Origin of the sequence: Microcoleus sp. A2-C3 (genome assembly GCF_036706065.1) — a bacterium.
Taxonomy (GTDB): Bacteria; Cyanobacteriota; Cyanobacteriia; order Cyanobacteriales; family Microcoleaceae; genus Microcoleus.
On the sequence record NZ_JAUBVX010000041.1, the window covers coordinates 53515 to 60220 of the forward strand.

Consider the following 6706-nt stretch of genomic DNA (forward strand, 5'->3'; position numbering starts at 1 on the left):
TACCTGCGAGTATTGAACTAAAAACTTCGGAACAAGTGTAACGGGATTTTTAAGACTTTTTTTAATTAACCATTCAGGCAAAAGCGCGATCGCCAGCCTCTGAATGTTGTGTTTTTTACTGTCAATAAATTTTTATTCTCCGAACCGAGGTCAACTCAAATTTTACCCTCCTGTCAACTCACACAGATCCAACCTACAAATATATTCTATGCCGAGCGTCTACCGTTTCGCAACCGTATAATTACATAGGATGCAGCCACAGTAAAAATATCGATTTCACAAGTCGAATCCTATTATTTGCGATTTATTGTCGATCGATTCGATATCGGTGTTTTCCGCAGCCGAGGGTAAATTTTGCGACGTTATTAACTGCCTGCTAAACCAGGCTTCTGAAATTCGTTGGGTGCCCAGAAACCGGGTTTCTACGACAAATTTGGTGGAGTAACAACAATATAGGAAGAAACCCGGTTTCTCAGAGTCGTGGGTGCCCAGAAACCGGGTTTCTCCAACAAATTCGGTGGAGTACCAACAATATAGGAAGAAACCCGGTTTCTCAGAGTCGTTGGGTGGCCAAAAACCGGGTTTCTGCGACAAAGTTCGGTTAGTACCAAAAATTCAGGAATAAACCTGGTTTCTCAAATTTCTTGGATAACAATAAACCTAAGTTTTTACGCTTTCGGCTCAACCCAAACCGTCATCCCTTCAACCCTCAAACCTTTGCCGCGAGTGCCGCAATATTGACCGTTAGAAGTAACAGGAGTATCGCCCACATTTTGAATATGAGCGGTGTAAGATACATCGTACTTATCAGCTTGTGGGCCAGTCAGCCGCGCAGCAAATCCTTCAATTCGCTTAGCTTTACCCCGGAAACCGGCGATATCCCCTTCCGAGATCCAAGGAGTATCGCCAACTCCTTCAACGTGAGCCATGTACTGCAAATTTAAACCGGCAGTCGGAGGATCTATTTTAATTTGAAATCCTTCGACGCGGCGGCCTTGAGCTTTGGTACCGGCGTATTCTTTATCGCTAAAAGTGCGATCGCCAATTCCTTGAATATGCGCCAACACTTTTAAACCCACAGGCGCCGCAACTTGAGAACTCGCAGACGGCGCGATCCAAACTTTGATGCCCTCAATTCTCAAACCTTTGCCGCGAGTGCCGCAATAATCGCCGTTGGAGGACACATCGGTGTCGCCGATATTCTGAATGTGAGCGCTATAAAATACGTCATACTTATCAGCTTGCGGCCCGCTCAACCGCACGGCAAATCCTTCAATTCGTTTCGCTTGACCCCGAAAACCCGCTAATTCCCCTTCGCTAATCCAAGGAGTATCGCCAACACCTTCGACGTGAGCCATGTACTCGACTGTTAAGCCGGCAATTGGTGGCTCGATATTAATCAGAAATCCTTCGACGCGCCGCCCTTGAGCTTTAGTGCCGGCGTATTCTTGAGCACCGAAAGTTCGATCGCCAATTCCTTGAATATGCGCCAACACTTTCAATCCCAAACCGCCCTCTACAGGCGCTTGTTGAATGTCGCGAGGTGCCCCAAAGACAATGTTGCCGGAGCCGGTTGTTTGCAGGGATTTAGGTACTTCCACGCTAGGAACAATAATCACCTCGTGCATGGGGGCCGTCGCGGCGGGGGATTCCAAAATTTGGATTTGTGGTGCAACTGTAACTTGTTTCGGCGCGACATTTCCCGACGGGATGATAATCACTTCAGGCAAGGGTTCGGCGCTGATTTTGGGTTCGGGCGCTGTTTTAAATGCGGGTTCGACTTTAGCCGGTGCTGCTTTTACCATCTCAGTAATGGTTAATTTGCCTCTGGAAATGGCGACGGCTATTTGTTTGCCAAAAGCGGCGCTGACTGTTTCTTCGAGGATAACCCATTGTTCATCATCTAGTTTGTCTTGCTGTTCCACCAGTGCGAGCACTGCTGCAACTGGGTGTTTGCCGCTGATTAAGGATTCTGCGTCGGAATGCAGTTGAGTTGGGGCTGATTCCGAGATGGCGCGGTGCAGTTCGCGGGCTTTGCCATGAACTGATTGTAAGGGCGCGAAGTCGTTTTGTTCACGGTGGGCGATCGCCAATACTCGATCGAGCACTTTCAAAGCCGCGTCGCGAATTTCTGCTTTACCTACGGAAGCTGCGGCACTCTCGACTAAGTTTTGAATGTCTTTGAGGGAAGTAATTTCCCCTGGGGTGAGGGCAGATTTATTGAGTTGGAGAGCTTGTTTTTGGACTTCTGCAAAGTTTCGGCTGTAGGTGGCGACTTCTTGCAGTAAGCTGTCGGAGAGAGGAAGGCCGGAGTCTTGCAGTTGTTTGGCTGCTTGGGATAGTCGATCGGCTAAATTACCATAAGTTTCCGATAATCTGGCTATTTGTTGTAACAAATCTTTATGTGCTGCTTCCATAGGTCTTGCCGTAAATATTTAACTTGATGATTATAGACGGTGAGCGTCTTCTGAAGGTAGAAGGCTTCTGAAGGTAGAAGGAAGAAGGAAGAGGGAAGACGGAAGAGGGAATATTTTTCCATCTCCCGCACTCCCCATTTCCCCCTCTTCCACTCCCCATTTCCCCCTCTTCCACTCCCCCGCGTGATCTCCGTCACACCCGTACAAACACTTAGTCACAGTTTGGGAGTCCGGCTGTCACGGCCGGCCATTAAAAATGTCACACAAATTGAGCAATAGCCGTCACTGCGGAGTCAGTGAAAACCGTTGATACTGAGGCTATTCAACAAATAAAACTGGGAAGTGTTATGGTACTGATTCGCGATCTCGCTCAACAAGCTCTGAGCCTAGGTTATTTAACTCTTGAAGCCGAAAATCAACTGCGGCGGATGTTAACTACCACCAAGTATGACTTGGAAGACTTAAATGCTTTTATGAATTTGCAACTAGCAGCCATGTCGGGCTTGGTAAAACAAGAGTCTCGCGAGCTCAAACAATTTGAAATGTTTGGCGAGACAGCCTCGGAAACTTCCTGTTAGTAATTATTTAGCTTTTGACACCTGGAATTTTAGTAAGGAACATTTTGATCATGCTGATTCGTGAAGTTGTACAACAAGCTATTGCCGCTGGATATCTGAGTTTGGAAGCAGAAAATGAAATGCAGCAGAGTTTTTCCTCAGCCAAATGTGATTTGGAAGATTTGAATGCTTTTATGAGTTTGCAGCTAGCTGCGATGGCGGGTCGCGTGCGGCAAGAGTCTTTGGAATCGATAAAATTGTCCAACATTTATGATAAAAACTAATCCTGTTTATTCAGTTTTTGGGCTGGATAGACATTGATTCTGCCCAAAAACCAAATAATATTATAAATTAGGTTTCTGCTAATTCTTATAGCGGTTCTTAAGCGTGGTGAGGTATGCTCTATGCCTTATGCCCTATGCCCTATGCCCTATGCCCTATGCCCTATGCCCTATGCCCTATGCCGTTCGCGTACCTGATCTTTCTGAGAAAGGCTATATCTGTCAGTTTCAACTGCTGCCAAAGAGTCCGATTGCCACGCGATTTTAACTGAAACTATTTCCGACGACTCCGACGCTCCAACTCTTTAATTACTCTCAAAACAAACAGCGACATGAAAGCGCCAATTAATGAAAGTTGCCACAACCCGCATCCTGCCGCCGTTCCTAAGGCTGCTGATACCCAAATAGCGGCGGCAGAGGTAAGCCCGTGAACTTCTGGTTTGCCTACTTCCTGCTGACATTCCCGCAGGATTTCTCCACCTCCCAAAAATCCAACTCCGGCAGCAATGCCTTGAATTACGCGCTCTATAGCATCTCGTTCGTTTTCATTTTTACCTATTGCCAACGGTATTAAAACAAACAGTGCCGAGCCCATACTTACGAGCATATGAGTTCTCAAACCCGCTGGTTTGTGTCTGAGTTGGCGCTCCCATCCAATCATTCCGCCAACAAACATGGCCAGACACAACCTTAATAGTATGCCTAGCCAATTATCGGGAGACCACAAGTTAGCGATCGACAATGTTTTACTGCAAATAATTAATCGGAAGATTCCAATATTACCGCAGCACGATGTCCGATCGCAATCTCACTGCCAAATCTTGTTCCGGGCGAATCACGATCACGTCAACGCTGCGCCGCCCCAACAATACTCCGGCTAATGCGCCGATTCCAGCGCCGCCCAATACTTCTTCAGTGGCGATTGCTTTGTCGCCGGTAATGCCTGCTAGCGCTGCTGCTGCTGCCGCGCCCAATGCTGCACCTTGCGCAACCGAACCTGTTCCAGCACCTTTTTGCACTCTTTCGGTTCTGGTAATAATTCCCGAATAGCCATCAATCCGATAGCGTTGGCGGCGGCTGACAATTAACTCGCTGGCAACAAATTGAGTACCCCTTTGATTGCCCCTTCTAACAGGTCGCAATTCCCCGACAATCTGGCTACCCGCGGGGATTAATACTCTTCCTTGATCTGTGCGGATATCTCGCGCTACTGTTAATGTTAAAGGTGAAGTTTCATCGGGGGTGACAACAATTTTCTTTTTTTCGTAGCTCACTTGAATTACAGTACCCGATGGAATTCGGATGCTATCAAATTGTGAAATTCGTTGTTGAGCTTCGGCCGGAGTAGCTACCACCAGCGGCGCGCTGGTTGCAACTGTAATGCCCAGTGCGAGGATTGCTGCTGTTGCCGATCGCCATGTTTGAGAAGTAATCATATAATTTGTCTCCTTGCTTTGGTTTTGTTTTACTTAGGAATGTACTACTGCTAAATCTGTTTGTGGTTTCGGATTCATGTGATGTTTTAATGATGGCAGGTGGGAATTCTGCAAGTTGGGAAGATAAGGTAGATAATCAAGAATTTTAAATTTTGGCAAAATCTCGAAAATCGACCGGATTGGGGCGATCGGGAAGATAAGGTAGATAAACAATCAAGACGGTGGTTGAAACCGCGTCTACACAAACAATGTCCGCCTCCGCGGACTCAAGATAAGATGGGACGTACGGTTGAAACCGCCCGGTCTTCTTAATTTTTGAGAGCGTTTAAGGCTAACAATCCAGCACCGAAAGCTGGTTCGGATCGGGGCAAAATTACCTTAGCATTCGGGGCGATCGCACTTATGGCACTTTCAAACCTACCCCGGAAATTAGCCTCGCCACCCCACACACCTCCGATCATAACAATTTCAAATTCTTCTGTTGGGCTAAATAGCGCTGCAATCGCTATTTTTGTTGAAAATGTTAATTCTGCCACAGCACGCTCAATAATGCCGTCAGCGACACGATCGCCCAATGCTGCGACTCGATCGACAATCGGCGCTAAAGCTGCAATCTCTTTCACTCCCCAACCGCGCCTGTAAACGACATCTACCAATTCTTCTAGGTGATTTAAGCCTAAATGCGTTTGAAATTTTTCCGCCAGCGCGGTAAACTCTCCGCGTCCATCGTAGAACTTCAAAGCAGCTTGCAAACCACCAACGGCGATGTCATATCCGCTACCTTCATCGCCTAAAATATATCCCCAACCGCCGACTCGTTTAGTTTTGCCTTGACGGTTCTGCCCGAAAATAATCGAACCAGTTCCAGCAATAACCGCGATACCTACTGAATGGCCTGTGCCGCCAACAAGTGCGATCGCGCAATCGCTGCAAATTACGATATTTCTCGGTAAGAGCGATCGGGTTATTGGCAAAGTATTCGTCAACTGCAAATTCTGCACTATCAACTGCACTATTTCAAGATCTTTGGGACGCGCCACGCCTGCTAGTCCCAGACAAATTGCTTCTATGTTGAGATTGACATTTGGCTCTATTTTAGCAGATATAACTGCTCGTTCGATCGCCAATTGAATTGATTCTTTGGCTTTCTCAATTCCCAGCGTTTGATAATTTGACGGCCCTGCTTCGCCACGTCCCAAAACAACGCTATTTTCGTCCATTAAGATGCAGATAGTTTTAGTCCCGCCGCCGTCGATGCCAAATACGTAATTCATGCCAAAATTCTTAATTTATCTTTTTCAAGTAACATCTTGACGGCAGGGACACAATGTGGATATGCTCTGTGGTATGGGTTGCTTTGCTTAAAGGAAGCACCCGGCGGCCCGAAAATCTAGTTGCACTCCCTCCGCTTCGCTCCGCCCGAAGCTGCTACAACAGCAACGGACAGCTAACCGCCAAACTGATACGAGCAGTCTGGAGGCCTAATGGAGAATCTTAGCATTCGCTGTGGCCGCCCTGCTTTTCGTTACTGCGCGGGGCGGCTGGGTTTTTGGGTTTTCCTAGCCCAAAAACAAGGAGAGAATATCATGGCACAAGAGTTTTTACCTAATTCTGACGACTCCGATCGTCCGAATGACCGGAAAACGAGACGCAAGCCCCTGGCTTTAGACACGGGGAAAAGTCGGCAGCGGTTTCAACCGCCTTCATTTTTGAGTTAGCCGGAATTTTAACATATGTACATTTTTCAATGGTTGTTTTACTGCTAAAATAGTTACATGAAACAACGATATCAATACCGCATATATCCAACTTCTGGGCAAGTTCGTAGCCTTGCTAAATTGTTTGGTTGCTGTCGGGTTGTATGGAACGATTCACTAGCATTCTGTAACTCATCAGACAAGCTACCCAGTAATGGGGATTTACAAAAGACCTTCATTACCAGGGCTATTTCATTCTAAACAGATCTTTGAGTATGCTACAACTAAAGCCAGCGAGACGTTGAGCTTGAGCCATGT

8 protein-coding genes are annotated in these 6706 nt (G+C 46.8%); 4 read left to right on the plus strand and 4 right to left on the minus strand.

Going from position 1 to position 6706, the window contains the following annotated elements; translation table 11 throughout:
- Positions 1-668 precede the first annotated feature (668 nt).
- Positions 669-2417, minus strand: a complete 1749-nt coding sequence (locus QUB66_RS21090) for a hypothetical protein (protein ID WP_265235362.1) — start codon at positions 2415-2417, stop codon at positions 669-671.
- A gap of 347 nt (positions 2418-2764) precedes the next feature.
- Between QUB66_RS21090 and QUB66_RS21095 the strand changes: the two genes are divergently transcribed.
- Both QUB66_RS21095 and QUB66_RS21100 read left to right on the plus strand, forming a co-directional pair.
- Positions 2765-2995: a hypothetical protein gene (locus tag QUB66_RS21095; RefSeq protein WP_265235383.1), complete on the plus strand. Its 231-nt coding sequence runs from the start codon at positions 2765-2767 to the stop codon at positions 2993-2995.
- Positions 2996-3042: 47 nt separating this feature from the next.
- Complete coding sequence (locus tag QUB66_RS21100; RefSeq protein ID WP_265235382.1) at positions 3043-3258, plus strand: hypothetical protein; 216 nt, start codon at positions 3043-3045, stop codon at positions 3256-3258.
- 271 nt (positions 3259-3529) lie between these two features.
- Here QUB66_RS21100 and QUB66_RS21105 read toward each other — a convergent pair whose 3' ends face one another.
- The 3 genes from QUB66_RS21105 to QUB66_RS21115 form a co-directional block, all read right to left on the minus strand.
- On the minus strand, positions 3530-3931 hold the full coding sequence (locus QUB66_RS21105; protein ID WP_332969569.1) for an MgtC/SapB family protein: 402 nt from the start codon (positions 3929-3931) through the stop codon (positions 3530-3532).
- 103 nt (positions 3932-4034) lie between these two features.
- Positions 4035-4691, minus strand: coding sequence for a hypothetical protein (locus QUB66_RS21110; RefSeq protein ID WP_332969570.1), 657 nt, complete (start codon positions 4689-4691; stop codon positions 4035-4037).
- Positions 4692-4999: 308 nt separating this feature from the next.
- Positions 5000-5965: an N-acetylglucosamine kinase gene (locus tag QUB66_RS21115; protein WP_332969571.1), complete on the minus strand. Its 966-nt coding sequence runs from the start codon at positions 5963-5965 to the stop codon at positions 5000-5002.
- A 210-nt stretch (positions 5966-6175) separates the two neighbouring features.
- On the opposite strand from QUB66_RS21115, the gene QUB66_RS21120 reads away from it, so the two are divergent.
- Complete coding sequence (locus tag QUB66_RS21120; RefSeq protein WP_332969572.1) at positions 6176-6409, plus strand: hypothetical protein; 234 nt, start codon at positions 6176-6178, stop codon at positions 6407-6409.
- A gap of 57 nt (positions 6410-6466) precedes the next feature.
- Positions 6467-6649, plus strand: a complete 183-nt coding sequence (locus QUB66_RS21125) for a helix-turn-helix domain-containing protein (protein ID WP_332969573.1) — start codon at positions 6467-6469, stop codon at positions 6647-6649.
- Positions 6650-6706: the final 57 nt, after the last annotated feature.